General features: G+C 63.1%; 25 protein-coding genes and 1 pseudogene. 5 read left to right on the top strand and 21 right to left on the bottom strand.

Going from position 1 to position 24,620, the window contains the following annotated elements; genetic code table 11:
• Nucleotides 1-33 precede the first annotated feature (33 nt).
• From CRO48_RS19435 to CRO48_RS33255, 3 genes are read right to left on the bottom strand one after another with little or no spacing between them, the layout of a single operon-like run.
• Nucleotides 34-969: a plasmid partitioning protein RepB C-terminal domain-containing protein gene (locus tag CRO48_RS19435; protein ID WP_097141522.1), complete on the bottom strand. Its 936-nt coding sequence runs from the start codon at nucleotides 967-969 to the stop codon at nucleotides 34-36.
• Nucleotides 962-1,867: a plasmid partitioning protein RepB C-terminal domain-containing protein gene (locus tag CRO48_RS19430; protein WP_097141521.1), complete on the bottom strand. Its 906-nt coding sequence runs from the start codon at nucleotides 1,865-1,867 to the stop codon at nucleotides 962-964. Before CRO48_RS19430 ends, CRO48_RS19435 begins: the two co-directional genes overlap by 8 nt.
• Nucleotides 1,867-1,989 (bottom strand): hypothetical protein, encoded by a 123-nt coding sequence (locus CRO48_RS33255; RefSeq protein WP_280952677.1) that lies wholly within the window; start codon nucleotides 1,987-1,989, stop codon nucleotides 1,867-1,869. The genes CRO48_RS19430 and CRO48_RS33255 overlap by 1 nt, the downstream gene beginning before the upstream one ends.
• An 85-nt stretch (nucleotides 1,990-2,074) precedes the next feature.
• Between CRO48_RS33255 and CRO48_RS19420 the strand changes: the two genes are divergently transcribed.
• Nucleotides 2,075-3,201, top strand: a protein-coding gene (locus CRO48_RS19420) for an IS3 family transposase (protein WP_210202004.1) whose coding sequence is annotated in 2 segments (ribosomal slippage) — nucleotides 2,075-2,306 and nucleotides 2,306-3,201 — 1,128 coding nt in all. Because the reading frame shifts where the segments join, the coding sequence is not laid out codon by codon here.
• 37 nt (nucleotides 3,202-3,238) lie between these two features.
• On the opposite strand, the pseudogene CRO48_RS19415 reads toward CRO48_RS19420, so the two are convergent.
• Nucleotides 3,239-3,922: pseudogene (locus CRO48_RS19415) on the bottom strand (recombinase family protein); the annotation flags it as partial.
• 116 nt (nucleotides 3,923-4,038) lie between these two features.
• On the opposite strand from CRO48_RS19415, the gene CRO48_RS19410 reads away from it, so the two are divergent.
• Both CRO48_RS19410 and CRO48_RS19405 read left to right on the top strand, forming a co-directional pair.
• Nucleotides 4,039-4,668, top strand: coding sequence for a Fic family protein (locus tag CRO48_RS19410; protein WP_082064470.1), 630 nt, complete (start codon nucleotides 4,039-4,041; stop codon nucleotides 4,666-4,668).
• A 156-nt stretch (nucleotides 4,669-4,824) separates the two neighbouring features.
• Nucleotides 4,825-5,109, top strand: coding sequence for a helix-turn-helix transcriptional regulator (locus CRO48_RS19405; protein ID WP_097141520.1), 285 nt, complete (start codon nucleotides 4,825-4,827; stop codon nucleotides 5,107-5,109).
• On the opposite strand, the gene CRO48_RS19400 is transcribed toward CRO48_RS19405, so the two are convergent.
• From CRO48_RS19400 to CRO48_RS19380, 5 genes are all read right to left on the bottom strand, one after another.
• A complete protein-coding gene (locus CRO48_RS19400) occupies nucleotides 5,087-6,343 on the bottom strand; it encodes a tyrosine-type recombinase/integrase (RefSeq protein ID WP_097141519.1) in 1,257 nt (418 codons plus the stop codon). The two genes, CRO48_RS19405 and CRO48_RS19400, sit on opposite strands and share 23 nt — an antisense overlap.
• 317 nt (nucleotides 6,344-6,660) lie before the next feature.
• Complete coding sequence (guaA, locus tag CRO48_RS19395) at nucleotides 6,661-8,223, bottom strand: glutamine-hydrolyzing GMP synthase (protein ID WP_097141518.1); 1,563 nt, start codon at nucleotides 8,221-8,223, stop codon at nucleotides 6,661-6,663.
• Nucleotides 8,224-8,282: 59 nt separating this feature from the next.
• Nucleotides 8,283-8,921 (bottom strand): 5'-methylthioadenosine/S-adenosylhomocysteine nucleosidase, encoded by a 639-nt coding sequence (locus tag CRO48_RS19390; RefSeq protein ID WP_097141517.1) that lies wholly within the window; start codon nucleotides 8,919-8,921, stop codon nucleotides 8,283-8,285.
• Nucleotides 8,918-9,367, bottom strand: coding sequence for a PaaI family thioesterase (locus tag CRO48_RS19385; protein ID WP_097141516.1), 450 nt, complete (start codon nucleotides 9,365-9,367; stop codon nucleotides 8,918-8,920). The genes CRO48_RS19390 and CRO48_RS19385 overlap by 4 nt, the downstream gene beginning before the upstream one ends.
• Nucleotides 9,368-9,458: 91 nt before the next feature.
• A complete protein-coding gene (locus tag CRO48_RS19380) occupies nucleotides 9,459-9,914 on the bottom strand; it encodes a TspO/MBR family protein (protein WP_097141515.1) in 456 nt (151 codons plus the stop codon).
• Between the two features lie 87 nt (nucleotides 9,915-10,001).
• On the opposite strand from CRO48_RS19380, the gene CRO48_RS19375 reads away from it, so the two are divergent.
• Nucleotides 10,002-10,550: a GNAT family N-acetyltransferase gene (locus CRO48_RS19375; protein ID WP_097141514.1), complete on the top strand. Its 549-nt coding sequence runs from the start codon at nucleotides 10,002-10,004 to the stop codon at nucleotides 10,548-10,550.
• Nucleotides 10,551-10,628: 78 nt separating this feature from the next.
• On the opposite strand, the gene CRO48_RS19370 is transcribed toward CRO48_RS19375, so the two are convergent.
• From CRO48_RS19370 to CRO48_RS19320, 10 genes are all read right to left on the bottom strand, one after another.
• A complete protein-coding gene (locus CRO48_RS19370; RefSeq protein ID WP_097141513.1) occupies nucleotides 10,629-11,714 on the bottom strand; it encodes a DUF1513 domain-containing protein in 1,086 nt (361 codons plus the stop codon).
• A 25-nt stretch (nucleotides 11,715-11,739) separates the two neighbouring features.
• Nucleotides 11,740-12,726 carry a magnesium transporter CorA family protein gene (locus CRO48_RS19365; RefSeq protein WP_097141512.1) on the bottom strand — a complete coding sequence of 329 codons (987 nt, stop codon included), beginning with the start codon at nucleotides 12,724-12,726 and terminating at the stop codon, nucleotides 11,740-11,742.
• Nucleotides 12,727-12,911: 185 nt separating this feature from the next.
• Nucleotides 12,912-14,039, bottom strand: coding sequence for an imelysin family protein (locus tag CRO48_RS19360; protein WP_097141511.1), 1,128 nt, complete (start codon nucleotides 14,037-14,039; stop codon nucleotides 12,912-12,914).
• Nucleotides 14,039-15,580 carry a di-heme oxidoreductase family protein gene (locus tag CRO48_RS19355; protein ID WP_097141510.1) on the bottom strand — a complete coding sequence of 514 codons (1,542 nt, stop codon included), beginning with the start codon at nucleotides 15,578-15,580 and terminating at the stop codon, nucleotides 14,039-14,041. The genes CRO48_RS19360 and CRO48_RS19355 overlap by 1 nt, the downstream gene beginning before the upstream one ends.
• Before the next feature lie 46 nt (nucleotides 15,581-15,626).
• Nucleotides 15,627-16,907 carry an imelysin family protein gene (locus CRO48_RS19350; protein WP_097141509.1) on the bottom strand — a complete coding sequence of 427 codons (1,281 nt, stop codon included), beginning with the start codon at nucleotides 16,905-16,907 and terminating at the stop codon, nucleotides 15,627-15,629.
• Nucleotides 16,908-17,147: 240 nt separating this feature from the next.
• On the bottom strand, nucleotides 17,148-18,434 hold the full coding sequence (locus CRO48_RS19345; protein WP_097141508.1) for an RsmB/NOP family class I SAM-dependent RNA methyltransferase: 1,287 nt from the start codon (nucleotides 18,432-18,434) through the stop codon (nucleotides 17,148-17,150).
• 163 nt (nucleotides 18,435-18,597) lie between these two features.
• The gene (locus CRO48_RS19340; protein ID WP_097141507.1) at nucleotides 18,598-18,963 is read right to left on the bottom strand and encodes a septal ring lytic transglycosylase RlpA family protein; all 366 of its coding nucleotides are present in this window, start codon (nucleotides 18,961-18,963) and stop codon (nucleotides 18,598-18,600) included.
• A 385-nt stretch (nucleotides 18,964-19,348) separates the two neighbouring features.
• A complete protein-coding gene (locus CRO48_RS19330) occupies nucleotides 19,349-20,221 on the bottom strand; it encodes an SDR family oxidoreductase (RefSeq protein ID WP_097141505.1) in 873 nt (290 codons plus the stop codon).
• 2 nt (nucleotides 20,222-20,223) lie between these two features.
• Nucleotides 20,224-21,384 carry a tRNA epoxyqueuosine(34) reductase QueG gene (gene queG / locus CRO48_RS19325; protein WP_097141504.1) on the bottom strand — a complete coding sequence of 387 codons (1,161 nt, stop codon included), beginning with the start codon at nucleotides 21,382-21,384 and terminating at the stop codon, nucleotides 20,224-20,226.
• Between the two features lie 13 nt (nucleotides 21,385-21,397).
• On the bottom strand, nucleotides 21,398-22,090 hold the full coding sequence (locus tag CRO48_RS19320; protein WP_097141503.1) for a glutathione S-transferase family protein: 693 nt from the start codon (nucleotides 22,088-22,090) through the stop codon (nucleotides 21,398-21,400).
• A gap of 169 nt (nucleotides 22,091-22,259) precedes the next feature.
• Between CRO48_RS19320 and CRO48_RS19315 the strand changes: the two genes are divergently transcribed.
• Nucleotides 22,260-23,066: an undecaprenyl-diphosphate phosphatase gene (locus CRO48_RS19315; RefSeq protein WP_097141502.1), complete on the top strand. Its 807-nt coding sequence runs from the start codon at nucleotides 22,260-22,262 to the stop codon at nucleotides 23,064-23,066.
• A 93-nt stretch (nucleotides 23,067-23,159) separates the two neighbouring features.
• On the opposite strand, the gene CRO48_RS32275 is transcribed toward CRO48_RS19315, so the two are convergent.
• Both CRO48_RS32275 and CRO48_RS19305 read right to left on the bottom strand, forming a co-directional pair.
• Entirely contained in the window at nucleotides 23,160-23,312 is a 153-nt protein-coding gene (locus CRO48_RS32275; RefSeq protein ID WP_097141501.1) for a metallophosphoesterase family protein, read from the bottom strand.
• Nucleotides 23,313-23,613: 301 nt separating this feature from the next.
• The gene (locus tag CRO48_RS19305) at nucleotides 23,614-24,588 is read right to left on the bottom strand and encodes a complex I NDUFA9 subunit family protein (RefSeq protein ID WP_097141500.1); all 975 of its coding nucleotides are present in this window, start codon (nucleotides 24,586-24,588) and stop codon (nucleotides 23,614-23,616) included.
• Nucleotides 24,589-24,620: the final 32 nt, after the last annotated feature.

The raw sequence follows: 24,620 nt of genomic DNA, 5'->3' as shown, positions 1-24,620 counted from the left end.
CGCGCTTATCGGGTTCGGGTCCCCATATCTGACTCAGGCGCCCGGCGTTTCCGCGATCGGGCCGAGCGTGTCGATCTCGGCGATCTTCTGAAACTCGCCGAGATAGTCCTGTTGATGGGTCGCCAGCCAGCGAACCACCCGGTTGTTCGCCAGTAGCTTGGCGACATAGCCGCGGGCGACGGTCAGATGCAGATTGTCGATGCCGTAGGTTTCCTCGACAGACTTCACCTGGGTCTGGAGCGCGGCCAACTCGCGTTCCATGCGGGCGATCTGCTGGCCCGAGGGCGTTGGCTTGCCTCCCCCTTTTCCTTTGCGGGCGGCGGCGAGTTGGTTCTCGGACGTCGCCGCACGCAGCGCGCGTGCAAACATGACCGTGAAGTTGTTCTGACCGATCATCAGGTCTGCGGCTTCGATCTGCCTGACCGACGTCATCTGGCGCAGGATGTCGAACACCTTCATCGAGCAGGGCGTATCCTTCAACATCTCGGCCGCCTCGGGGCTGATCCCTTCCAGAAGCCGGAAACGCCGCAGCACAGACTCGACCTGAAGGTTCAAGGCTGCGGCGATGTCGGTCGATGACACGCCCCGGTCCATTGCCCGCACGATCATCCGATGCTCCTGGATCGGCGGGATGCGATTGACGCGCTTGTTGTAGGTGTAGGTGTCGTCGTCAGCCGCAAGCAGGCACTCGACCTCGGAGATGCCGAGTTCCTTCAGCGCCTCAAGCCGCAGATGACCATCGAGGAGAAACCAGGTTCCGACATTCTTTTCGTCTGCCATGACGACGGGCGCTTCGATCAGACCGATCGCTTTGATCGAACTCAGCACCTGCGAATAGGATCGGCTCTCCCTGGCGCCGGGCGGCAACGTCTTCAGCGGAACGATCGCCGCGACGGGGATCGTCAGAAAATCGCGGTCGAAGCCAAAATGGATACGACCGTCATCCCGATCCTTCGGTTCTTCAGTCATGATCGTCTCCCGACACACGGGCCTTGAGCGCGCGTGGCATGGTCGCCAGCCCCTCCGCCCTCAACAGATTGATGAAGCCGTCATTGCCGAGCAGATCCTTCAGCGCCTCGACGACGAACAGCAGCCGGGTCTGGGTGAAGTCCGACTTTTTGACCAGCAGACGCTGCTTTTCCGCCTCCCGCTGATAGACCTGCATGAGATCGGCGGCCGTCATCCGACGGACGCCGGTGCCCTTTCGGCCCAACCGCCCGACAGGCAATCCACCCTTGCGCTGGCTGCGCATCCGCATTTCCAGCAGACGTCGAACCGCGGCGAGTTTCTTGCCCCGAAGCTTGCCGGTCTCGTAGGCGTCGAGGAGCAGGTTCTGCGCCTCTTCCGTTTCGGCTTTGGAAATCTCCATTGCCAAGGTGATCGGAATGAGCCCGGTTTCTACGGCGGACACCAGCCGTTCCTCGCCACGCTCGAGTAGCGACGCGATCATGTTCACCCAGGATGCCCCGACACCGATCTTCTCCGCGATGGCAGCGTCATTGTAACCGCGAGATCGTAGCGCGCCGATCTCCTTCATGAGATCGATGGGCCGCGGCGTGCGCCGGGCGATATTCTCGACCAGGCTCATGACGAGGCACTCGCTTTCGCTGGCCTCGATCACCACGGCCGGAATCTCGGTCTGACCAAGCATCTGGAAGGCTTCCAACCGGCCCTCACCACAGACGAGATCATATCTCGGCCCGCCTGCGCCATCGCGGCGGCTCACCGTGATCGGCCTCTTCAAGCCGATGGCTTCGATGTTGTTCACGATCTCCCGATGCTGGCGCTTGTTGCGTGCGCGAGGGTTCAGAACCGTGATCCGGGAGATAGGGATCATTTCGATCTTGTTCGGTCGAACAGCAGGCATCAGGCGGCCTCCCCAAAAGGAACAGGCGCGGCGATGTCATAGAGAAGCTCAAGGTCGTCGAAGCGGTAGGCATCGAGCGCGAGCGCATTCTCCTCTCCTAGCCGCAGCTTTTCGGAGAGCATGTCAATGCGGGGGAACAGATTGGACTTGTAACGGTTTTGTGCCGGTCACTTGAGAGTTTAAGGCTCGTTCAAGGAGACCGACGAGATGATCAAGCATAGTGAAGAGTTCAAGCAGGAGGCGGTGCGTATTGCGCTGACAAGCGGGTTGCCGCGCGAACGGGTCGCATCGGATCTGGGGGTCGGCAAGTCGACGCTGAACAAATGGGTTTCGCATTATCGTCCGTCTGACCTTGTGGCAGCGCCGCAGGCAGATCTGGCGCGAGAGAATGAACGGCTTCGCCTTGAGAACCGTGTGCTCCGGGAGGAGAGGGAAGTCCTAAAAAAGGCCACTCAGTTCTTCGCGAGCCAAAGGCCGTGAGGTTCGCCTTTGTGCACAGCTGGCGGCATCGTTGGCCGGTGGAGTTGATGTGCCGTGTCTTGCACGTCAGCGAACGTGGCTATCGGTCCTGGCGTTCGCGTCCGATCAGTCGCCGGGAGCGGACGGACATGAAGGTGCTGGCGCATATCCGGGAGCAATATAGCCTGAGCCTTGGCAGCTACGGTCGCCCGAGAATGACGATGGAGTTGAAGGAAGCTGGGCTCAACGTCGGCGAACGCCGCGTCGGGCGGTTGATGCGGATCAACGGGATCAAACCCGTTCGCACACGCAGGCACAAGGTTACGACAGACAGCCATCATCGCTTTGGTGTCGCGGCAAATTGGCTGGACGGCGATTTTGCCGCCGACGCCCCCAACCGTAAATGGGCGGGCGACATCACCTATGTCTGGACGTCGGAAGGCTGGCTCTACCTCGCCGTTATTCTCGACCTGCATAGCCGCCGGGTCGTTGGCTGGGCTGTCAGCGACAGAATGAAGAAGGATCTGGCGATCAGGGCGCTGGATATGGCGGTGCGGCTGCGTCAGCCGCCTGAGGGCTGCATTTTCCACTCCGATCGCGGTAGCCAATATTGCTCCTACGCCTATCAAAAGAAGCTGCAGGCCTATGGCCTGCATCCATCAATGAGCGGCAAGGGTAATTGCTACGACAACTCCGCCGTCGAGACCTTCTTTAAATCCCTGAAGGCAGAAATGATCTGGCGGCGGCGCTGGCCAACCCGGCGGCAAGCTGAAGCTGCCATCTTCCAGTACATCAACGGCTTCTACAATTCCCGGCGGCGCCATTCATACCTGGGGGGCATCAGCCCGCTCGCATTTGAGGCCAAGGTGGCATAATGAGATAGGTGACCGGCGCAAAACCGTTACAAGTCCAGAACGCCCGGTAGATTTCGCGAACCAGATCGACTTCCTCGGCCGGGCCGAGTGTCAGAATCACGCGGTCAGTCTGGAGACTCTTCTGCTCGCCGCGTTCAAGACACCCCTTGATAGCGCCGTGCTCATCGATGAGCGTTCGCCGTAGTCCAAAACCCGCCGGGCCTCCCTGACGATACCCTTTCTCGATCAGGCGCCCCTGGCCGGCGAAAACCTTGACGGAAAGCTCACGGCTATATTCCCCGGCCATGGCGCTCTTCACGCCCTTGATGATGGCCGCGATCGGGCTTCCGTCATTCTCGAACTGTTCGGCGCAGTATTGGACACGAACGCCGGCGCGCTTGCAGATATATTCGTAGTAGGCGCTTTCGTCGGTGTCCTGGAAGCGCCCCCAGCGGCTCACGTCGTAGACGAGAATCATCTCAAAGTCGGCGCGGCCTTCCACGACGTCCGCGATCAGCCGCTTGAACGCATCACGACCATCGACGCTGAGCCCGCTCTTTCCTTCGTCGGCGTAGGTACAGACGATCTCGATTCCGCGCGCCTCGGCATAGTGCTTGATCGCGTCGGATTGGTTTTCCGTCGAATACTTCTGATGATCCGTCGACATGCGGACGTATTCGGCAGCCCGAAGAGGACGTTCGGGCTGCTCTGACCGATCATTATCGTAGTCTCTCCGGCTCATCACATTACGCCTCACGAACTTGCCTGCGGCGGTCCGGGCGACCTACCGCCGCAGCGCATGACGGGCCTCTGCCGTCACTCCGCACTGGAACAGTTTAGCTGCGGAGAAAACGGAAGATGTTGCCGAAAACGGGCAGGAAATTACCCCTATGGACAGGCGTTCTTGGCGGACGCGAAGTCTATGCGCGGACCATCGCTGAGCTGCTACGCAAAGAGCATGGCGACAGTCGCCGCGCGATTAAGCAGCTCATGCGCCAGACGGACGCAAGCGAGCGAACCGTCAAGCACTGGCTCTCAGGCCAGCACGGGCCGGACAGCGTCTATTTCCTGCGGCTGGTGGTCTCGTCCCCAGTCATCAGGGCCTTCGTTCTCGGCCTGATTGATGGGCCGGCAGCCATCCCGCTGACCGGGCCAGTGGATCGCATTTCCCTGGTCAGAGCGCGCGAAGCCTATGCCGCCGGGGAAGCCGCAGGGGGACGATCGGCAACGGGCGCGCGGAAAAATGTCCCTGAACGTGTCCCTGAACGCGACCCTATAAATGTCCCTGATCGGGCCGAACTCAACGAGCGGCAGCACTGGTTTCTCGACCGAGTCGCGGCAGGTCGAAGTGACGCACGGGATATTGTGGCAATGTGGGCGGTTAGCCTGAAAACCGCGCGTCGGGACATCGCCGCGCTCAAGGTGGCTGGTCTCATATGCTACGTCGGCTCACGCCGGAAGGGCCGGTATCGACGATCATCCAAATGAACCGATTGGAGGTCTGGCTGGGCGCGGCGATGGCCGCGCCTTATCCGATATGCACGCCAGAGCGCGATACTGTTCTACGCCCCTCAATCCGGGCTTTCTTTCAACGTCGTCTATCGACTTCTATCCGTCGAACCCAATGGCTGACGGAGTCCTCTGATGAAATCACAAGAACCTCTCGCCGTGACACGGACCATCCGGCGCCATGAGCTTCGGCAAATCGTCCCGTTGGCCGACACGACCATCTACGACATGGAGCAGCGCGGTGAATTTCCGCAGCGCTTCTATCTTACGTCTCGCTGCGTGGTCTGGGACCTCGCCGAAGTAGAAGCCTGGCTCGAGGAGCGCCGCCGCGCCTCGCGCGCGAAAACCGTGAAACGCGCACCCATGCCCGATGTCCAGCTTCGCAAGACCCGCCCCATCAAACATCCGGCTCGGGCGTAAGCAGGTCCATTGTCGGCGGATAAAGGGTAGGCGTGTATTTCTCCCCCACGACCCAAGCGTCCACGATGTTGGACCATTCCTGAATCATGTGCCGGCGCTGATGCTCATATTCCGCCTTGTTGTAGATGCCCCGTGAGGATCGGCCATCCTCGTGCGCCAAGCACTTCTCGATCCAGTCGCTGTTGAAGCCCAGTTCGTTCAGCAGAGTCGAGCCGGTGCGTCGGAGATCGTGAACCGTAAAGGACTCCAGCGGCATTCCTTCCTTCTTGGCCCGCACCACCACCGCCGTCGTGACCCGATTGAACGTGGCCCGCGACATCGGCGCGTCAGCATCGTAGCGCGACGGCAGGACGTATTTCGAGTTACCGGCGCAGGTCTTGAGAGCGATGAAGATGTCGAGCATTTGCTGCGATAGATAGACGTTGTGCGCCTTCGAGCGCTTCATTCGCTCCTTGGGGATCGACCAGACGGCGTTCTCAAAATCGACCTCGTCCCAGACTGCATCCTGCAATTCGCTCTTTCGCACCATCGAGAGCAGAATCAGCTTTATCCCGAGACGGATCGTCGGCAGCGTCGGGACATGCTCAAGCTGTCCGAGCATGATGCGGATCTCCGCAGGAGATAGCGACCTGTCCTTCGGCACGAAGGTCGCGATCGACGATGGGCCAACCTCGTCGGCCGGGTTGGCGACCTTCTCCCCGTGCAGGATGGCGAAGGCGAAAACCAACTTCACAATGTCTCTGACGTGGACCGCTGTTGCCGGCGCCCCGCGTTCCTTTACCTTCGCGCACAACCCGCGCAGATCCTCTGGCAGGATCTCGGTTAGCAGTCGATTGCGAAACGCCGGGAGGATGTCGCGCTCGAAGATCGACCGCCGCATCGCGCGTGTACTGTCCGCCATCCTCGCTTCCTGAAGCCAGCGTTCACCGAACTGGCCGAAGCTCTTGGCTTCCTTGATCCTCCGCTTCTCGCGCTGCTTTTCCTGCGCCGGCGAGCGACCCTCGGAAATGGCGCGCTTGGCATCAATCAGCTTCTCACGCGCCCGGGCCAGAGACAGACCCGCCGGGCCATAACGACCCAACGTCAAGGTCTCCCGACGGCCGTTGAGCCGGTAGTCCAAGCGGAACACGATTGAACCCGAAGGTTGGACCACGACGTACATACCGTCACGATCCACAACCTTGTATAATTTATCTTTTGGTTTCAGTGCCTTGATAGCGGTGTCGGTCAGCATCTGCACCCTCCAGACCGGTCAAAAAATGCAGGAGAGCAACCAATTATACCGTCAGGCCAAAATTGCGCCACCTGACAGGATTTTATTTAGCACTTACAGTTGCTTAGGCCAAAAAATATACCGTCAGAAGCTCTCTTGCCCCTGACGGTATATGCGTTTTTCGGTTGAGACAAGACGCGCCATACCGCCGGCCATACCGTCAAACGGGAGGCTAACCCGGCGATAGATGCTGAAAGTCTCGGAGAGATTTTTTCAGCTTTTTCATTGTCTTATGTCGTATTATAGCGCAATTTCGGATACGCTCGGAGGGGCAAAAATTATTCCCACTCGATCGTGCCCGGCGGCTTGCTGGTCACGTCGTAGACGACGCGGTTGATGCCGCGGACCTCGTTGATGATGCGGGTCGCCGCACGGCCGAGGAAATTCATGTCGTAGTGGTAGAAGTCGGCGGTCATGCCGTCCACCGAGGTCACGGCGCGCAGCGCGCAGACGAACTCGTAGGTGCGCCCGTCGCCCATGACGCCGACCGTCTGGACCGGCAGCAGCACGGCGAACGCCTGCCAGATCTTGTCATAGAGGCCGGCCTTGCGGATCTCGTCGAGATAGATGGCGTCGGCTTCGCGGAGAATCTCCAGCTTGTCGCGGGTGATGCCGCCCGGGCAGCGGATGGCAAGTCCTGGACCCGGGAAGGGGTGGCGGCCGATGAAGCTCTCCGGCAGGCCGAGCTCGCGGCCGAGCACGCGCACCTCGTCCTTGAACAGCTCTCGCAGCGGTTCGACGAGCTGCATGTTCATGCGCTCGGGCAGACCGCCGACATTGTGATGCGACTTGATGGTCACAGAAGGCCCGCCGGTGAAGGAGACACTTTCGATGACGTCGGGATAGAGCGTGCCCTGGGCTAGGAACTCCGCACCGCCGAGCTTCTTGGCCTCGTCTTCGAACACTTCGATGAAGAGGCGACCAATGATCTTGCGCTTGGTTTCCGGGTCGGAAACGCCCTCCAGCTCGCCGACGAAGCGATCGACCGCATCGACGTGGATCAGGTGCAGGTTGTAGTGCTCGCGGAACATGGCAACGACATCGGCCGCCTCGTTCTTGCGCATCAGGCCGTGGTCGACGAGGATGCAGGTCAGTTGCTCGCCGACCGCTTCATGGATCAGGAGCGCCGCGACGGAGCTGTCGACGCCGCCCGACAGCGCGCAGATGACGCGCTTGTCGCCGACCTGCTCGCGGATGGCTTCCACTGCGCGGGCGCGATAAGCGGACATCGACCAGTCGCCCTTGATGCCGGCGATCTTGTGCACGAAGTTGGACAGGAGCTTGGCGCCGTCAGGCGTGTGCACCACTTCCGGGTGGAACATCGTGGTGTAGTAGCGCTTCGCCTCGTTGACGCAGATGGCGAAGGGGGCGTTCTCGGAGGTGCCGATGATCTCGAAGCCTTCGGGCGCCACGGTGACGCGGTCGCCATGGCTCATCCAGACCGGATACTTCTTGCCGACTTCCCAGAAGCCTTCGAACAGCGGGCTGTCCTTCAGGATCTCGACGTCGGCGCGGCCGAATTCGCGGGCGTGGCCGCCCTCGACCTTGCCGCCCAGCTGGGTCGCCAGTGTCTGCTGCCCGTAGCAGATGGCGAGGATCGGCAGGCCGGAATCGAAAGCCACCTGCGGCGCGCGCGGGCTGCCCTGGTCCAGAACCGATGCCGGACCGCCGGAGAAGATGATCGCCTTCGGCTTCATCCGGTGGAAGGCCTCTTCGGCCGACTGAAACGGGATGATCTCGCAATAGACGCCTGCTTCGCGCACGCGCCGGCCGATGAGCTGCGTCACCTGGCTGCCGAAATCGATGATGAGAACGCTGTCGGGATGAGCTGTCTGGGTCATGGCGAGCCTTTAATGAAATTTGCCGCACTGCGCAACGGGGATCGCGGCAGATTCCGGGCTCAGAGCGCGATCGTGCCGTCGGCGATCGCCTGCTCCAGCCGCCCGACCGCATCCGCCAGCTTTTCGTCGACGACATGCAGGTATTCCGTCCAGTCGCCGACATGCTTCAGTTCCGCTTTTCCGTCGGAAATTCCCCGCAAGCCGATGAGCGGAACCTCGAAGGCGTTGCAGGCGCGCAGGATCGCAAAGGTCTCCATATCCACCATGTCGGCATCGATCGCCTGATAGGCAGCGCCAGAAACGATGTTTGCTCCCGTCGAAAGCCGCGCTTCGGCGATGCCGGGCACACGCAGCGCCAGCGGTACGGCGATCGGCAGATCGAGAAAAGGCGTCGCACCCTTGGCAAAGCCGAGCGGGGAGGCGTCCATGTCGCGATAGGACACGCTCGTCGCCTGATAGATCCCGGCCTGCTCCAGCGTCGCCGAACCCGCCGAACCGAGCGAGACGACGAGGTCCGGCAGGCTGTCGCGCGCCTGCAGATGCGCAAGCGCGCAGGTCAGTTGCACGGCGGCCTCGACCGGGCCGACGCCCGTCATCAGCGGCGATATCCGGCTTCTGAGGTGCTCGCCGTATTCCGCATCGACGGCCATCACGTAGAGCAGGCTCTTGTCTGCGACTTGTTTCAGTTCGTAGCTCATCCCGCGACATCCTGGCGTCCGCGCACCACCATCATGGTGCCGGTCATCGAGGCGATCAGCTTCGCCGGTCCGTCGGTGATGGAATAGGCCCGTCCGTCGGCAACGATGATATTCGAGCCGGGCTTCGTCACCTCGCCGCGAAACAGGAACCAGTCGCCGCGCCCCGGAGACATCAGGTTGACCTTGAACTCGATCGTCAGGATCGAGGCGTCGGCGTCGATCACAGTGTAGGCGGCGTAGCCGCAGGCGGAATCGAGGGCGGCGGAGATGACGCCGGCATGCAGGAAACCGTGCTGCTGGGTCAGCTTTTCGTCGAACGGCAGTTCGATCTCCACCGTTCCGTGCTCGACGCGGGTCAGTTGCGCCCCGATCAGCCCCATGGCGCGCTGACGCCCGAAGCTTCTGGTGATGCGTTCGCGGAAATCCGCCGGCGGAAGGTCTGTCATGAGGCTCGTCTTGCTTCAGCGGGCTTGTCGCAAAAGTCCGCGCCCGTTTTCGGTCGAAACCCTCGCACGCGCGCCCGCGCGCTGCAAGACGTCAATTGAGCGCCACGATCGCGCCGTTGAGGACGGCTGCAAACGACGTCCAGGCGAGATAGGGAAGGAACAGAAGGGCCGAAGGCCGATCCTGCTTCCAGCTGGACAGAATGTAGAGCAGGACGCTCACCACAAGCCCGATGACGACGATGAGCGCCAGCGCGGGCTCGCGGAGGCCGAAGAACAGTGGCGACCAGGCGAAGTTCAAGGCGAGCGCGGCCCACCATATCCGCATGGCCGAGGTCTTACGGAAACCGATGAAGGTACGCGCACCCGCGACGGCAATCATCGCATAGAGCAGCGTCCAGACCGGCCCAAAGACCCAGTCCGGTGGATTGAAGGCGGGCTTTGCCAGGGATCGATACCAGGCGTCAGGCAGGTTGAAGAGGCCGATGAGCAGGCCGCCGCCGACGACGAGCACGAGAAAGGAGAGGTAGGTCAAGGCTTTGCTGTTCATGGCGCTCAGTTAGGGCGCGGTCTCCCCCGTGTCCAGTCTGCCGGTGCGCGCCATTGCACGGATCGCAAGCCGCCCTACATCTTTTCCATGGATCACGCGATCGAGATCAGGCCGGGACGCACCGCCGACGTCTTCGCGATCGGTAGGGTGCTGGTGGAAACCTGGAGGGCGACCTTTCGGGGCTTGCTTGACGATGCTTTCCTTCAGGGCATGTCGCCGGCCGAGCAGGCCGTTCGCCATATGGGCCGCCGGAACGCGGTGGGCGTCGGCCATTTCGTGGCGATCGAGAGAAAAACCGGCAATCTGGTCGGCTTCGTCAACTATGGTCCGGCCCGTTATGCGACGCCGACCCCCGTAGGCGAGATCTACGCGCTCTATGTGTTGCCGGCCTACCAGGGCCGAGGCGTCGGCGTCGAACTCGTGCGCAGCGTGGCCCGTTACATGGTCGAGGGTGGCGCAATGACGCTCTGCGCGTGGGTGCTCGCCACCAATCCCAACCGGCTCTTCTACGAGCGTCTCGGCGCGTCTGCCGTCGAAACCGGCACCATCACGCTCGGCGGACATCGCTACGAACAGGTCGCCTATGCCTGGCGCGATCTGCACATCCTGATCGCCCGCGACGCCGGGGCAGCCTGAAGCCCGTCCGATCAAGACGCGTCGTCTCCGCGGCGGAGCGGCCGGCCACGCCCGAGACACGACAAAGACACGACAGCTTCAAAGCTTTCCGAAGCGGACGATGTGCTGGTCCCAGGAAAGACCAGCCCTCTGGTCGTCAAAGCGACCGTCATAGGAGGAGACGGTAAAGCCGCGCCTGGAAGCCGCGATGCCGGCCGCATCGGCAATGCGGTCCTCGCGGATGACGCGGCCTGTGGCTGCGTCGATCGTCACGGCCGTGCCGCCCTTGGGCGATGTCAGGCCGACGAGCCCCTGGCTCCGGTTGACCGCGATCGCGCCGACATAGTTGGCGAGCCCATGCGTGGTTTCTGCGGGAAGTTCCAGGAAGGTGATGTCCTCGCCCTTGGCGAAGTGCCCGGCGAGCGGCGGCAGATCGTTGCGCGGCCCCTCGTACTGGCAGGCGAACCAGACGCGCCCCCTGCCGTCGATATCGACATGCCGGGTCGAGAGTTGGCGCAACGCCGGAGGCATCGCATGGCGCTCGATCAGCATGCCGGTGGCGGCATCGATCAATGCCAGCGACGGTTCCATATGGTCGAGGTTCAGCTTGGTGCGGCCGAAATCCGGATGCGTCTCGATGCCGCCATTGGCCACGACCAGCATGCGCCCGTCGTCGGAGACGGTCATGTCGTGCGTGCCTATGCCGTGGGTGTCGAATTCGCCGACGCGGCGGTAGCGGTCGGTTGCGTCGTAAAGCCCGATCACGCCGCGGCTCCCGTCGAAGTCGTTCTCGCTGGCATAGAGGAGGCGTCCGTCCGGTGAAAAGCTGCCGTGCCCGAAGAAATGCCGTCCCTCGCCGGCATGGATCGTCACCGGCTCCGCCTGCCGGCGCGTATCGAAGATCAGGGCGAAGGTGCCCGGGCGCCTTGCGAAGGCTGCGGTATGGCCGCTCTCAGCGCTATAGGCCATGCCGTGGCTTCGCGCGGGAAGCGACACCGTGTCGATGATCGTCCCGTCCTCGGAGAGCGTGGCAACGCCGAAACCGCCATCGCGCGCCATGAAGCCGGAGGCGAACACGGCGTCGCTGCGCTCGAGCGCGTATAGCGCCGAGGGGGCGAGCGTCGCCGTCCAGGCGGCGCCCGCCATCTTCATGAAGCTGCGGCGGTCGAGAAGCGGTGTGCGCATGCTTTCCTCTGTCGTTCGGCGCGGGTCAAAGCCATCCCCGATGCTTGAAATAGAGATACGGCAGCAGGCTGGAAAGCACCATCAGTGCCAGCGCGCCCGGATAGCCCAGATCCCATTGCAATTCCGGCATCATCTGGAAGTTCATGCCGTAGATCGAGGCGACCAGCGTCGGCGGCAGAAACACCACGGATGCGACCGAGAAGATCTTGATGATTTGGTTCTGCTCCAGGTTGATCAGCCCCAGAGTTGCGTCCAGCAGGAAGTTTATCTTGTTGGACAGGAACTCCGCATGCTCGCCAAGCGAGGCGGCGTCACGCTGGATGAGCTTCAGGCGCTGCCGCGTTTCCTTCGGCGCACGCCGGCCGCCACGATCTTCAACCGCGGTGTGATAGGCGATCAGCCGGCCGATGCTGACGAGGCTTTCGCGAACGGCGGTCAAAAGGTCGCCCTTCAGCCCGATCCGGTCGATCAGCGACTGCAGATCGCGTGTCGTCTTCGTCGCGCTGGCGCTCTTCTTACGAAAGACCTCCCGCGAAATCCCGTCGATTTCGAGGCCGGCATGCTCCAGCGCGTCCGCGGTCCGGTCGATCATCGCTTCGATCAGACCCAGCATTGCCGCCTCGCCGGAGCTGCAGGGCGCTCCGTTCGGCTTCTGGCTGCGGGCGGTGAAGGTGGAGAACGGCCGCGGGCTGGCATGCCGGACGGTCACGAGCGTCGGCCCCTTGAGGATGAACGTCACCGGCACCTTGGCGGGCACCTCGCTGTCGAGCGCGGCGACGGCGGTCATCGTCATGAATTGCGCGCCCGCCTCCTGATAGAGGCGATCGGACAGTTCGATCTCCTGCATCTCGTCCCGTGTGGGGATCTCGATGCCGAGATTGTGCTCCACGAGGCGCGTTTCCTCGCCTGTGGGGCTCAGCAGATCGCACCAGATGGCGGGCTGCAATTCTGCGTCGCCGAAGGTATCGACGCGAACGAGGTGGTTGTCGCGATTTTGGAAGATGGACAGCATAGCAGGCTCCATGCGGCGAGTCGGACGACCGCCGGAGCCCTTTGGATCAGGACCTGACGATCGAGAGTTCTGCGACTCGACTTCGACTGTCGGGGTTCATCGGGTTGGTCCTTTTGTCACGTGCCGCAAGTGTCCGGCACGAAAGCCATCTGCGCCTTTGGGGCGCCGTTGTCAAAACCTTTCGCTCAGTCGCCGTCCGAGAAGGAGAAGCCGGCGCCGAGCCCGATCGCGCCGCCGAAATCGTTGCTGAGCCGGAGCACGAGATCGCGCGCATTGATGATCAGGAAGTCGATCTTCTTGCGCTCGGTCGGTTCCGTGACAGCCTTTTCGATGTCGCTGTCGATCTTCGGCGCTGTCCGCTCCAGAGATTTCATCACGAACTCGACCGATCCTGCGATCGAGGCCTCGCCGGGATCCAGCAGCTCTTCCATTCCGGACCTGCGAAAAAGCGTATTCAGCCCGTCCAGATTGCCTTCGATCGATTTCCAGGTGTTGCCGGAGCGCCAGTAGACGGCCGATTTCGGCCGCGGCGGCGTGTCCTCGCCTTTGTAGAAGGATTCGATGCGCTGGTCGCGAATGGTCTCCGCTCCGTGGACGAGAACGCCGAGCAGCGCTGTGATCGCCTCCTTGCCGTCGCGGAAGACCGGGTTGTCGGGGCCGGGATGCTTCCAGTCCTTCTGGACGCCGTCCGGCTTTTCCCACTCGGCGCTGAGCGCGTTTGCCGTGGCGGCGATGTTCTCGGCCACCGCCGCACCGAAACGGCAGCGGAAGCTGTCCTTGCCCGTGTCGAGCGCGTCTGATCCCGTGCCGTAGAGGACGTATTCCAGCGCTCCCAGGCCTTGGACCGCAACGCTCTTTCCGGGAAGCGCGGCAGCGTCGGTGTCCTTTTCGTCCGCCTTTGCAAGGAGCGATTGCACCTGCTTTAGCCCCGTGCTCTTGCGGTCGGGGTAGAAGAGGATGCGTTCGAACCTGTTCTGCTGCAGCACCGGCCCATCGCGAACGATCTCGATGAACGACCATTTCGCGACCGTATCGTCGAAGGCAGCATGCGCCGCAGCCCGGGTGTCGGGCGAGGGGGCCGCGCAGTAGGCTGCAACGGCCTGCGAAAGCCTCGTTGCGGATGTGCTGAGGTCGCGATAGCCGGGGCGGATCACCTCGTCCACCGCGCGTTCCATCACCGGCAGGATCGCCGCATCGGTCAGCTCGGCCGGGGGGATCGGATTGGCGTCCTGCGCCAAGGCTGGCAGCGAGAAGGCTGCGGCAGCAAGACCGAGAAGGGCGCTACGGAGGCGGGGGGCGCGAAGGGGCAGCATCAAAGAGACTCCAGGAATGTAAGCAGAGCGTCACGATCGGCCTTTTCGAGGTCGATGAAGCGTTCGCGGGCGGCCTGCGCCTCGCCGCCGTGCCAGAGGATCGCCTCCGTCAGGTTGCGGGCGCGTCCGTCGTGCAGGAAGAAGGTGTGGCCGCTGACGGTCTTCGTCAGGCCGATACCCCATAGCGGCGGCGTGCGCCACTCCCGGCCGTTCGCCAATCCGACCGTTTGGCCGTCGGCGAGCCCATCGCCCATGTCGTGCAGGAGAAAATCGGAATAAGGCCAGATCAGCTGGAACGCCTGCGCCGTGTCGCGGGCATCGCGACGGGTGACAAATTTCGGCGTGTGGCAGGCAATGCAGCCAATGTCGTAGAACGCCTTCTTGCCCGCAAGCGTCGGCGCGAAGCTCGCCTTGCGGCGGGCGGGAACGGCCAGGTTCTCGGAGTAGAAGGTGACGAGGTCCAGCACCGGGTCGGGCGCCTCGGTGTCGCCCAACCGCTTCTGCACGCCGTCCGGCATGGCGAGGCAGGCCGTCTGTGCCGGTGTGCAGTCGCCCTGGGCGGCGGGTGCCAGCGGGTTGGAAATGCCGATGTCGCCGGCGAAAGCTTCGGCGCTCTGCTTGCGCACGCTGGCGTTCTGCGCTTTCCAGCCGAAGCGGCCGAGCACCAGCCTTCCGCTTTCCTTGTCGCGCACCAGCGCCGCCTTGCCGCTGATGCCGTCGCCGTCACCGTCGTCGGGATCGGCGAGCGCCATGATGTCGGCCTCGTGGATCGCCTCGATCAGCCCAAGCCCGATCATCGGCGGCGTCATGCGCGGCGACAGAGTCGTGGTGGGATCCATCGCGCCGTAGCCGAGATCGGTCACGGAGTAATGCGGCCGGCGCAGCGATACCTTTTCTCCGCCCTTCAGCGTTACGGTCTCTTCGGTGTATTCCACTTGCATCCGCCCTTCGGCGGCAAGCCCCGGAACGGCAAAGTCCTGAAGCTGGCCGCCGTAGACCGGGTCAGGGAAGTTCAGAACCTTCAACGCATCGAGCTGCGCGCGTTCGGCATCGTCAGCGGGCGGCCGGGCCAGCCGGAAGAACGTCGTGCTCGTTGTCGCGCCGGGCTCTGGCGGGCGCCCGCGCCCGTCCTTGAGGTGGCAGTTCTGGCAGGCGCGCGAATTGAACAGAGGGCCGAGGCCGTCGGACGCATGCGTGGAGGAGGGGGAGGACACCCAGACCTTCCGAAACAGCGCGTTTCCGAGCTTGAAGCCCTCTTCCTGCTGAAAGGTGAGATTTTCGGAAAAATGCGAGAAGCTGTCGGCGTTGATGGCCGCGGTCGACGTCGCCGCGCCGCCCGACATAGCCTCGTAGCGTTCGGCTTTCGAGAAATTCCGCGTCGGTCGGGTGATTGTCGCCACCCGCGCCTTGTCGGCTTCGGACAGGTCGGCGCGCCCTCCCGATCCCGGCAACTCGTCGAAGCCGACGGCTGCACCGGCTGCGAGCGACAGCAGCAGCGCGCCGAGGACGGCATGCGGGCGGTTGAAGGGTGCGGCGCTCATTTTGGGATCGGGCCGCACCTATGGGATGCGGCCCGCCTTTTGCATCTTATTGGAAGACGGCGTTAGGATTGTCCAGGCTGTCGGAACCTTCAAGCTCAATCTGGCCGAGGTCCAGCGCCGAGATCACGCGCTCGATCGTCTTCGTCTGGTTCACGAGACCGTCGATGGCGGCCTGCACGACGGCGTTGCCTTCCGCGTTGCCCTCGCCGATCATCTGGTCGTAGGCCTCGACTGTTTCGGCCCGCTTCACCATCGCCTGCATCGCGGCAATCGTCGTGTCGAGCTGCGCCTTCATTTCCTTGTCGAGCGCCGGGTCCTTCGCGGCAACCAGTTCGGAGAGCGACGGACCGGTCATCTTCGTGCCGTCAGCACGCACGTACTCACCGGTATAGGCGCTCTGGATCCCGAGCGCGTCATAGTAGTGAGAGTTGTGGGTGTTGTCGGAGAAGCAATCGTGCTCTTCCTCCGGATCGTGCAGCAGCAGGCCGAGCTTCATCCGCTCGCCGGCGAGTTCGCCATAGGAGAGCGATCCCATGCCGGTCAGGATGGCGCTGACGCCGCTCTTCGGATCGGCGCTGACGGCCTTGGTGGCCTCGCCCTCCGGGGCCCACTTGTCGACCATCTCCTGCAGGTCGGCGACAAGAAGCTCCGTTGCCGACTTCAGGTAGGCGGCGCGGCGGTCACAATTGCCGCCTGTGCAGTTCTTCGTATCGAAGTCGGTTGCCGGTCGGTTGCCGGCGCCCGGCCCGTTGCCGTTCAGGTCCTGGCCCCAGAGCAGGAATTCGACGGCGTGGTAGCCGGTGGCGACTTTCGCCTCCACGCCACCTGCTTCCTGCAGCGTTCCTGCCAGGAATTCGGGCGTCAGGTTGGTGGCGTCCACGTCCTTGCCGTCGATCTTGATCTTCGGGTTGGCGATCACGTTGGCAACGAACAGCGCGTTTTCGTCGCTTTCCGTGCCGTAGTTGGCGTCGACATAGTCGATCAGGCCTTCGTCGAGCGGCCAGGCGTTGACCTTGCCTTCCCATTCGTCGACGACGGCGTTGCCAAAGCGGTAGACTTCCGTCTGCTGGTAGGGAACGCGTGCCTTGATCCAGGCCTCGCGTGCTGCCTTCAGCGTTTCGTCTTTCGGGTCTGCGATCAACGCATCGACGGCGGTCGAAAGCGCCTTGGCCGTCGCAAGCGCGTCGGAGAACTTGGCATGGGCGACATCGACATAGTGCTTGACGACGGCGGCATCGTCGGTTGCGGCAAACGCCGGCTGGAAGGCGAGTGCGGAGGTCGCCGTCAAAAGCGCCAGCACTGCCGTGCGGAGGAAGGACGTCTTCATGTTTTCTCCTGGGGTCCCGTTAAAGGTCTGGTTCCTTCCCGGCGCCCCTCCCCGTGCGGGCGAACGATGTGCCGGGACCTCGCCCGTGGCCGGGCGATGGATAGTATCAGGTGGACTTCTATTCGCTCAAAAATAAACTTGTGTCAAAGTGTATAGTTTAGAACAATTCAACACTCGCTCAGTGCTGCGCATGAGACGCGCAGCGCCTCATGGAACGCAGTATAGATGCGGGGGAATCGTTCAGGCCTTGCGGCCCATGGCGCAGAAGAAGAAGCCGTCCGTTTCGGTCGAGGCCGGGGTAAGGGTGACCGTCTTCATGTCGGCGGACCACGGTTGCGGCTTGTCGGTGCCGAACAGCTCTTCCCAGGCGCCCGCCGCCGACAGGATCTCGAATTCCGGGTTGTCCTCGCAGAAGCTGTAGACCTGGTTTTCGTTCTCCTCAGGCAGAACCGAACACGTCACATAGACAAGGGTGCCGCCCGGGCGAACGAAGGTCGCTGCACTTGCCAGCGCCTCCTCCTGCTGGGCCAGTCTTTCCTCGAGGTTCTTCTCGGTCAACCGCCATTTCGTGTCTGGCCGCCGGCGCCAGGTGCCGGTGCCGGTGCATGGCGCATCGACAAGGACACGGTCGAAGCGTTCGGCAAACGGCGCAAGCGAGGCGAGGTCCTCGTGAACCTGGACGTTGCGGGTGCCGGCGCGCTTCAGCCGCTCGATGATCGGCGCCAAGCGCTTGCGGTCGGCGTCGTAGGCGTGCACCTGGCCCTTGTTGTTCATCGCCGCCGACATGGCGAGCGTCTTGCCGCCGCCGCCGGCGCAATAGTCCAGCACCTGCTCGCCCTCCCGGGCGAGGACGAGATCGGCGACGATCTGCGAGCCCTCGTCTTGGACTTCGAACCAGCCTTTCTGGAAGGAAAGTTCGGCGGTGACGTTCGGCAATCTCGACGGGCCTTCGCCGGCCGGAATGCGGATACCCTGACGCGCGATCCTGGCAGGCTCTGCCCCGCTGCGCTCCAGTGCCCTCAGGACTTTCTCCCGGGTGGCCTTCAAGGTGTTGACGCGCAGATCGAGGGTCGGGCGCCCGGTGAGGGCCTTCGCCTCTTCGAGCCAGTCCTCGGAGAAGTTTTCCTCGAACGAGGGCTGGACCCATTCTGGAATGTCGCCCTGTACGTGCAGCGGCGCATTCTCGAGCCTGCGGCTCGCAAAGGCCTTCAGGCGGTCGGCGGGAAGTTCGGGAGCGAATTTGTCGCCTTCCAGCTCGCGCGCAAGGCTTTCCGGCGTCAGGCCCCATTGCCGCAGCATCACGCCGAGGCCGAGCGAGGCAGCGCTGTCGTCATCCATCAGGTAGGCGTGCGACAGCTTCATCCGGAGCGCGTCGTAGACGATGTTGCCGATCGCCGCCCGGTCGCCGGAGCCGGCGAAACGATGGGCGAGGCCCCAGTCCTTCAGCGCATCGGCGACGGGACGCTTGCGCGCCTCGATATCCGCCAAAACCTCGATGGCTCCCGAAAGCCGTCCGCCCAATCGCATTGCTCAACTCCGTTTTGCCGCCGTGGTAGCGGCGAAGCGCGGCGAGAGCAAGCCGTGGGCGCCGAATTGTGCCGGAACCATCTTTACGGCGTAACCGCACCGGGTGCGCGGCCACGCCGTCATTCAGTCGACCGGGTCGCCGGAGGCGAAGCCGGTCTGACTGTCAGCTTGCGCTGACGATCTGATAACAGACGCTCGCGTGTCCCGCACCGATCATGCCGATCTGCGAGGCGGCCGCCTTGGAAAGATCGAGGACGCGGCCGCGTATGAAGGGACCACGGTCGTTGATGCGAACGACGACGCTGCGGCCGTTTTTGGCGTTGGTGACCTTGACCTTCGTGCCGAAGCGCAGGGTCTTGTGGGCGGCGGTAAGCTTGGCCGGATTCATGCGCTCGCCGGAGGCGGTCTTCGAGGTGAGCGCGTACCAGGATGCACGGCCACAGCCGGCAGCCTCCGCCGTGGATGCGAAGGTAACGGGCGCAGCGATAATCAATGCGGCGAGTGCCACAGTAGAGGACTTGATAGACATGTTGACCCCTCAGTGCTGGTGTCCAGTATCTTCTGACAGGTCTGTCTATTGGGGCGAAAAATGGCGAAAAATGGCCTCGGCCCGTCCGGACTACTTGCCGATGATCTTCGAGAGAATTTGCATAGAATGCTGTCTATCCTTCCGGATTTCGACAACGGTTCCTAAAATGCCTTTAGAATCAGTGCGAATCTCGAAGTGTTGACAAAAGTGGAATTTCCTGCCGACCTCGGCCGAGAAAACTGGAAAAAAGTTGCACATCAGCCGAATTTGGTACGCCAATCCGAAACTTTTTTCTGGTTTGCTCTATCCTTGGTTGCAAAAAAGAGGCCAAACTTGGGCGGGTCAAAGCACTTTTCGGTAATCGTCTGTTAACGAAGTCGTTGGTTCAGCCGCGCCAGCTGTCGTCGTTGCGCATCTGGGCAAGCGACATGCGGTAGTCGGGATAGCGGAAGCGGAAGCCGAGTGCCCGCATCCTGGCATTGGAGACGCGCTTGTTCTCGCCGTAGAAGGAGCGGGCCATGGGCGAAAGCTCGGCCGTCTCGACGGGAACCTCGGGGGGGATTTCCACCCCCAGCAGGCGCGCGGCCTCGGCCACCACGTCCTGCGGCGGACCGGGCTTGTTGTCTGTAATGTTGAACACACCCGAATGCCCGTGCTCGGCCAGAAACAACGCCGCCGCGCCAATATCTTCCACGCGGATGCGGTTGAACACCTGGTCCTTCTTCACCAGTCGCCGCGCCGTGCCCTCCGCGACGTTCCGAAGCGCGTTTCGCCCCGGGCCGTAGATGCCGGCAAGGCGCAGGATCGCGACCGGGACCCCGCTTGCCTGCGAATATGCGAGCCAGCGGTTTTCTGCGTCCACGCGCTCGATCGAGCGGGCGGAGACGGGGTGCAGAGGCGTGTCCTCGTCCACCCACGCGCCCTTGTGATCGCCGTAGACGCCCACGGTGGAAAGATAGCCCGCCCACAGCAGCTTTGGCATCAGCTCGCCGATCGGCGGGACGCCGTCACGAAACAGTGGATCTCCGCTCTTGCCAGGCGCAATCGACTGCACGAGGTGCGTGGTCTCGCCCATGGCCTGGAACAGTGTGTCGGAGATCGCCTCGCCGTCGTAGATTATGGCGTCCATCCCTAGGGCGGCGAGGGCGTCCGCCTTCTCTTTGGAACGCGTTGTGCCGGTCGCGCCATATCCTGCGGCCTGGAAAGCCTGCGCGATCGCACGGCCGGAGAAGCCTGCTCCCAACACCAGAAGACGCATGATCAGACCTCCGTCGCTGCCTCGTATTCCGCCCGTACCTCCGGGTCGGTCTCGTCGGCTGCTCTTCTAGCAAACTTCTCGAAGCTGTCTCTAGCCAGCAATTGCCGAAGCGCCCAGACGGCCATGCCGCGGACGGTCGGGGAGGGGTCGCTTGCCAACGTCGCGCATATCGGTGCGAGCGCGGCATCGCCGCTGTTGCCCGCCGCGATCAGGACGTTGCGCACGAAGCGGTCGCGGCCGATGCGCTTGACGGGAGATCCGGAAAAGCGTGTCCGGAAGGCGGCATCGTCGAGCGTCAGAAGCTCGGCAAGCTTCGGCGCGCGCAGGTCGTCGCGCGCGTGAAACTTCATTTCCGCCGCAACGGCTGCGAACTTGTTCCAGGGGCAGGCGGCGAGGCAGTCGTCGCATCCGTAGATGCGGTTTCCGAGCAGGGGGCGCAGTTCGCGTTCTATCGTCCCCTTGTGCTCGATGGTCAGGTAGGAGATACAGCGGCGGGCGTCGATCCTGTAGGGTGCGGGAAAGGCGCTTGTCGGACAGGCATCCAGGCATGCCCGGCAGGAGCCGCAATGGTCGCGCTCCGGGTCGTCGGCGATGAGCTCGGCGGTGGTGAACATACTGCCGAGGAAGAGCCAGGAGCCGAAATCGCGGCTTACGAGGTTCGTGTGCTTGCCCTGCCAGCCAAGTCCTGCCTGCATGGCAAGCGGCTTTTCCATCACAGGCGCGGTATCGACGAACACCTTAACGTCCTCGCCGGCGCGTGCGGCAAAGCGGGTGGCGACCTCTTTCAGCTTGCCCTTTATGACGTCGTGGTAGTCTCGGTTCTTCGCATACACCGAGATTGCCGCACTGTTCTTCATCGCGAGCACATCGCGCGGGTCCTCGTCGGGCCCGTAGTTCATCCCGAACAGCACGACTGAACGCACCTCGCTCCAGAGCGCGCGGGGATCGGCGCGGCGATCACGCGTCTCCGCCATCCAGTCCATCGTGCCGTGATACCCGGCGGCGAGAAAGTCATCGAGGCGGGCAGGCGCGTCGGGAATGGAATCCGGGCGCGCCACGCGACAGACGTCGAAGCCCTTGTCGGCCGCCTCGGCAAGGAGGAAGGCCTTGAGCTTGTTGCGCTGCCGCTCGATCCGGTCCGCGCTGGTCGCCGCGCCGGCCATGGCCATCGTCGCCCTAGAAGTCGAGGTCCGCGTAGTGCGAGACCGGGGTTACGCCGCGCACGCGCTCGGCAAGCAGCGGCCGGAACGACGGGCGCGACTTGATGCGCTGGTACCAGTCCTTTGCCTGCGGAGCATCCTGCCAGTTGATCTCGCCCATATAGTCGAGCACCGAGACGGCTGCTGCGGCCGCAAGATCGGCGTAGCTCAGCCGGTCGCCGGCGAGATAGGTACGCGAACCGGCAAGCCAGGACAGATACTTCATGTGCTGGCGGACGTTGGCGCGCGAATTGCGCAGGATCTTGCTGTCCGGCGGCCCGCCGCCTTGGTCTGGCGTCATCTGCAGCTTGAAGATCCGCTCACGCACGAGCGGCCTGGTCACATCCTGCTCCATCTTCTGCAGAAACCATTCCACCAGGCGGCGGATCTCGGCCCGCTGGAACGGGTCCTCCGCCAGAAGCCGCCTGTCGCGCTTCAGCACGCCGTGCGTCTCGTCCACATACTCGGAAATGACCGTGGCGCCACAGAGCGCGCGCATGCTGTCGTCGACATAGACGGGCAGCGTCCCTGCCGGGTTCAAAGTCAGGAAGTCGCGCCGGTTTTCCCAGGGCTGCTCCTCGGCGAGATCGGTCTGATATCCGTATTCGGACAGAACCAGCCGGATGAAACGGGAGGAGGAGGACATCGGGTGATGATAGAGGGTCGGCATAAGGCTTTTCTTTTGATGATTGTCGGAGGAAGCGGACCGGCCATCGGCCGGGAAATGCGATTGCGCTGTTCACGACTCCTGACACAAAGCTATAGGAAGATGACAACGCAAACACAAGCGAATCAGTTTTTGATGATCGCTCGCGACATCATCTCTTCAAGGATTTTCCATGGCCGACCAGTCGATTGTCAGCGCCCTCGTTCTCGGAGTGATCGAAGGCCTGACAGAGTTCATACCCGTGTCCTCGACAGCCCACGTCCTGCTCGCAGGCCACTTCATGGGCTTCAAGTCCCCGGGGAACACCTTCGCCGTCCTGATCCAGCTCGGCGCTATCCTGGCGATCCTTGCCGTCTATGCGGCCAAACTCATCCACATCGCACTGGCCCTGCCGACCAGCGCCCAGGCGAGGCGCTTCGTATTCTGCGTCCTGCTTGCCTTCCTGCCGGCCGCGGTCATCGGTGTCTTTGCCCATGATTTCATCAAGACGGTCCTGTTCGAGACGCCGCAGCTCATCTGCATCGTGCTGATCCTCGGGGGTATCGTGCTCTACGTCATCGATCGGCTGCCGTTGAAGCCGCGCTATAAGGACGTGATGGACTATCCGCCGTCGCTGGCGCTCAAGATCGGCTTCTTCCAGTGCCTCGCCATGATTCCCGGCACCTCCCGTTCGGGCGCCACGATCGCCGGTGCACTCCTGATGGGCGCCGACAAGCGCTCGGCTGCGGAGTTCTCGTTCTTCCTCGCCATGCCGACGATGCTCGGCGCGTTCACGCTCGACCTTTACAAGAACCGCGATGCACTGAGCTTCGATGACGGCATCGTGATCGGCATCGGCTTCGTTGCCGCATTCTTCTCAGCGCTGCTTGTCGTCCGCTCGCTGCTGGACTTCGTCTCGCGCCGCGGTTTCGCGCCCTTTGCGATCTGGCGCATCGTCATCGGTGTCGCTGGCCTTATCGGCCTGGCGCTCTGGGGGTAGGGGATTTCGCGAACCCGACCGGTTCGCGACGATGCAGGCGCCTTCGGGCGCAGATATCAGGGGCCGGGCGTTCGTCGTCCGGCCTTTCTTCGTTCAACGCTGGATCGACGAGGTCGTGCAGGGGTCGACGCCATAGGCCGGGGCGCAGCCGTGCTTGCCGGCGGCGACGGTGCTCGGTGCCATGAAGGAGCCTGCCAGGATCACCAGCGCCGCGCAGCCGAAGAAAAGTGCAATTGCCTTGCCCATGTCGAAGAAGTCCTTGAGGAAAGATGTACGCGGGTCTCGCCGGTCCGGCCCCTTGCGCGAGGCGGTGTGTATTCGCCGCCCTGCGAAACATCAATAACCGAACATGTTGAATGCCACGTAAATGCTGTGCTGATTTTCGACAGTGCGGCACAACTGCAACGCTTGGTCCCGGCACTGCGCGCTGCCGTTCACAGAGCCTGCGCGAATGTCCCTCGGACAGCTTCTGACGTCCAAGGAAAACGCCGCCCTATGCCGGGCGGCGGTCATCGTTTGCGCGATGCGCTTGATATGCTGGAAGGCCTCAGGCGGTTCCGCGCGTGAACTGGCCCTGCGGGCGGTACCGGACCAGATAGGACGGCAGGATCGCCTCGGCGAGCACCGGCGCTATGCCGAGCGCCTGGAGGGTACGCCCTTCCTTCTTCGCCTCGTCGGAGACGATGTTGTCCGAACGCAGCAACCGCACCTGGTCCGGCGTCAGCGGCGGCTCGACGAAGGGGACGAGCGAGGCGAACGAGCCGATCATCGAGGCGATGCCGAAGGGCAGCGAGACGAAAGGACGCTTGCGGTCGATGACGTCGAGCATCAGTTCCAGACACTGGCGGAAGGTCAGGATTTCCGGGCCGCCCAGTTCGTAGGTCGCGCCCCTGGTGGCGTGTCCGTCGACGGAGCGCGCCACGGCTTCGGCCACGTCGGCGACGTAGACCGGCTGGAACTTCGTGTGGCCGCCGCCGATCAGCGGCAGGACGGGTGCGAAGCGCGACATGTTGGCGAACTTGTTGAAGAAGCCGTCTTCCGGTCCGAAGACGATCGACGGACGCAGGATCACGGCTTCCGGCAGCACCTCGCGGATACCCAGTTCGCCACGGCCCTTGGACCGGGCGTAGTCGGAAGCCGAGTTGGCGTCAGCGCCGATTGCCGAGATGTGCGTCAGCGTGGCGCCGCGGGCGCGGGCTGCCTCGGCAACGGCGCGTGCGCCGAAATCCTGCAAGGCGTCGAAGCGCTGGCGTCCCTTCTCGAACAGGATGCCGACGCAGTTGACGACGTGGTCGGCATCGTGAACCGCGCGGTCGATCGAGTCGCGGTAGCGCAGGTTCGTCTGAACGAAGGAGATCTGCCCGAGCCCGCCGATCGGCTGCAGGAAACCCGCCAGATCCGGCCGCCGCACGGCAACGCGGATGCGGTAGCCGCGCCTTGCGAGCGCACGCACCACATGACGGCCGACAAATCCGGAACCACCGAATACGGTGACCTGCGGCGGAAGGTTGGAGAGGGTCATGCGGGAAGCTCCTGGAATAGGCGAAGGTAGGT

Source organism: Rhizobium subbaraonis (assembly GCF_900220975.1).
Lineage (GTDB): Bacteria > Pseudomonadota > Alphaproteobacteria > Rhizobiales > Rhizobiaceae > Mycoplana > Mycoplana subbaraonis.
Note: the sequence above shows the minus strand (reverse complement) of the source record. Positions and strands in the feature narration are given on the sequence as shown.

Coding starts and splice junctions, on each gene's coding strand:
- CRO48_RS19305 (WP_097141500.1), bottom strand. CDS start 24,588: ATGACCCTCTCCAACCTTCCGCCGCAGGTCACCGTATTCGGTGGTTCC.
- CRO48_RS19390 (WP_097141517.1), bottom strand. CDS start 8,921: ATGAGCTACGAACTGAAACAAGTCGCAGACAAGAGCCTGCTCTACGTG.
- CRO48_RS19360 (WP_097141511.1), bottom strand. CDS start 14,039: ATGCTGCCCCTTCGCGCCCCCCGCCTCCGTAGCGCCCTTCTCGGTCTT.
- CRO48_RS19380 (WP_097141515.1), bottom strand. CDS start 9,914: ATGAACAGCAAAGCCTTGACCTACCTCTCCTTTCTCGTGCTCGTCGTC.
- CRO48_RS19330 (WP_097141505.1), bottom strand. CDS start 20,221: ATGCGTCTTCTGGTGTTGGGAGCAGGCTTCTCCGGCCGTGCGATCGCG.
- CRO48_RS19375 (WP_097141514.1), top strand. CDS start 10,002: ATGGATCACGCGATCGAGATCAGGCCGGGACGCACCGCCGACGTCTTC.
- CRO48_RS19365 (WP_097141512.1), bottom strand. CDS start 12,726: ATGCTGTCCATCTTCCAAAATCGCGACAACCACCTCGTTCGCGTCGAT.
- CRO48_RS19320 (WP_097141503.1), bottom strand. CDS start 22,090: ATGCCGACCCTCTATCATCACCCGATGTCCTCCTCCTCCCGTTTCATC.
- CRO48_RS19345 (WP_097141508.1), bottom strand. CDS start 18,434: ATGCGATTGGGCGGACGGCTTTCGGGAGCCATCGAGGTTTTGGCGGAT.
- CRO48_RS19435 (WP_097141522.1), bottom strand. CDS start 969: ATGACTGAAGAACCGAAGGATCGGGATGACGGTCGTATCCATTTTGGC.
- CRO48_RS19405 (WP_097141520.1), top strand. CDS start 4,825: ATGAAATCACAAGAACCTCTCGCCGTGACACGGACCATCCGGCGCCAT.
- CRO48_RS32275 (WP_097141501.1), bottom strand. CDS start 23,312: ATGGGCAAGGCAATTGCACTTTTCTTCGGCTGCGCGGCGCTGGTGATC.
- CRO48_RS33255 (WP_280952677.1), bottom strand. CDS start 1,989: ATGCTCTCCGAAAAGCTGCGGCTAGGAGAGGAGAATGCGCTCGCGCTC.
- guaA (WP_097141518.1), bottom strand. CDS start 8,223: ATGACCCAGACAGCTCATCCCGACAGCGTTCTCATCATCGATTTCGGC.
- CRO48_RS19410 (WP_082064470.1), top strand. CDS start 4,039: ATGTTGCCGAAAACGGGCAGGAAATTACCCCTATGGACAGGCGTTCTT.
- CRO48_RS19385 (WP_097141516.1), bottom strand. CDS start 9,367: ATGACAGACCTTCCGCCGGCGGATTTCCGCGAACGCATCACCAGAAGC.
- CRO48_RS19350 (WP_097141509.1), bottom strand. CDS start 16,907: ATGAAGACGTCCTTCCTCCGCACGGCAGTGCTGGCGCTTTTGACGGCG.
- CRO48_RS19430 (WP_097141521.1), bottom strand. CDS start 1,867: ATGCCTGCTGTTCGACCGAACAAGATCGAAATGATCCCTATCTCCCGG.
- CRO48_RS19355 (WP_097141510.1), bottom strand. CDS start 15,580: ATGAGCGCCGCACCCTTCAACCGCCCGCATGCCGTCCTCGGCGCGCTG.
- CRO48_RS19370 (WP_097141513.1), bottom strand. CDS start 11,714: ATGCGCACACCGCTTCTCGACCGCCGCAGCTTCATGAAGATGGCGGGC.
- CRO48_RS19400 (WP_097141519.1), bottom strand. CDS start 6,343: ATGCTGACCGACACCGCTATCAAGGCACTGAAACCAAAAGATAAATTA.
- queG (WP_097141504.1), bottom strand. CDS start 21,384: ATGGCCGGCGCGGCGACCAGCGCGGACCGGATCGAGCGGCAGCGCAAC.
- CRO48_RS19340 (WP_097141507.1), bottom strand. CDS start 18,963: ATGTCTATCAAGTCCTCTACTGTGGCACTCGCCGCATTGATTATCGCT.
- CRO48_RS19315 (WP_097141502.1), top strand. CDS start 22,260: ATGGCCGACCAGTCGATTGTCAGCGCCCTCGTTCTCGGAGTGATCGAA.